The organism is Enterococcus sp. 12F9_DIV0723, from assembly GCF_002174375.1.
Classification (GTDB): domain Bacteria; phylum Bacillota; class Bacilli; order Lactobacillales; family Enterococcaceae; genus Enterococcus_A; species Enterococcus_A gilvus.
In genome coordinates this window covers 1,046,956-1,048,330 of the sequence record NZ_NIBK01000001.1, presented here as the reverse complement: position 1 = coordinate 1,048,330, position 1,375 = coordinate 1,046,956, and the positions used below count along the sequence as shown (strand labels likewise).

Sequence of the window (1,375 nt, the reverse complement as noted above, 5' to 3'; positions counted from 1 at the left end):
ATAAACTTTAAAGAGTAGAGCAAATATTTTTTTATGAAGTTTAATCAAATATTCTCCATCAACTAACTTGTAGCGATTAATAACACCATTCTTTCCATCGAACGTAATACTTTCCCCAATAAAATTTAGAAATTCCTCTACAATATTAGTGATTAGCAAAGCTGTTAATTCATTAACATTTTTTTCATTAAGAAAAATTTCAAGAATGCTAAACCTTTTTTCTAAATATGAATCCCATTCTTGCTCAATATCAAAATGGGCTTTTATCGCTGAAAAAACTTCATAGATTTTATCCTGCCTTTTTCTGAAATAATCCATAAGAAGCACGCCAGCATCCTTAAATCTTTCGCTATTTGATAATGAACAAAGAATACCTATAATCGGATCGAAAACTCCTTGATTTTTCTTTTTCTCTTCGAACTCTTTTTGAGATACTTGAAATTCAACATCAGCAACACCTTGTATCTTTTCATGAACATATGCAAGGGATTCGACGGGAATAATTACCCCATATTGTTTCAAAAAACGTTCTTTATCAATATCTGCAATAATCTCGTTGTAAACAAACTTTATTTCAATGGTTAGGTAATCTATCCATTCCTTTGAAGAGTTAAAATTATTGACAATCACAAGCGTTTCAACAATCTCTTTTTCGTGATTAGGATACAGATTAATAAAAAAATCTCTTACTTTGGAGCTTTTCTTATTTGCAATAAAATCTACTATTACAAAATCTGATAAACTTTGATCGCTGACTCTAGCAGCTTTATCTTGGAAAATGTCGCACAGTTCTTTGTCATGAAGTTGTTGTAACGCAGACGAAAAGCTGTCAAAATCAATTTTAAAAAAATCCAGAATTTCTTTTAAGTCTTCTCTATTCGTTAAATTCACCTTATTATTGAAGCTTAAAATGAACAAACTGATTTTTTCATTTGAAGTAAGAGAATTCTCTTCAATAATCTGACCATAATAATTATCCAATATCTCTTTTCCATTTTCGATGAAATCTACGTTTTCATCTTTAACCATGTTAGCTGCAATTACAGCAATTCTCGGATTATTATGAGATAGTCTCATGATTTTTCGTATGTTCACAGAAGAAATATCACTTATACTTTTAATTAGCAGTTCAATCTGATCATCATTCATCAAAGAAAGTCTGTGTATTTTATTATCAAAACGGTTTATCTGGTTAGCAATTTTTGAAAGTGCATAATCTCTAACAGTCATAACAATTTTTAAATTTTTTTCAAATTCTTCCAACCCTAAAAGATTAACAATAGCATCAAAATTTGTGATCATATTAGCATCATCTAATAACAAATAATTAACTCTACCATCATCTAAAGTATCTTTAATATCTTGATATACAGGC

1 pseudogene is annotated in these 1,375 nt (G+C 29.0%); it reads right to left on the bottom strand.

The features are described 5' to 3' along the window. Window positions 1-1,375, bottom strand: a pseudogene (locus A5868_RS18935) (hypothetical protein); the annotation flags it as partial.